This is a genomic window from Domibacillus sp. 8LH, from assembly GCF_038806185.1.
Lineage (GTDB): Bacteria > Bacillota > Bacilli > Bacillales > Domibacillaceae > Domibacillus > Domibacillus indicus_A.
Window position 1 is genome coordinate 1 of record NZ_JAVJNG010000385.1, and the last position, 221, is coordinate 221.

Annotated in this window: 1 tRNA gene; it reads right to left on the reverse strand. The window is 56.6% G+C overall.

From position 1 onward, the window contains the following. Positions 1 to 65: 65 nt before the first annotated feature. Positions 66 to 141 (reverse strand) — tRNA-His (locus tag RG959_RS25110). Between the last annotated feature and the right edge of the window lie 80 nt (positions 142 to 221).

Consider the following 221-nt stretch of genomic DNA (forward strand, 5'->3'; position numbering starts at 1 on the left):
ATTCGAACCTTCGCGTGACGGAGTCAAAGTCCGTTGCCTTACCGCTTGGCTATAGCCCAAAAATATGGGGCGATCGATGGGAATCGAACCCACGAGTGTCGGAGCCACAATCCGATGCGTTAACCACTTCGCCACGACCGCCATAATGGTGGAGGGGGGCAGATTCGAACTGCCGAACCCGAAGGAGCGGATTTACAGTCCGCCGCGTTTAGCCACTTCGC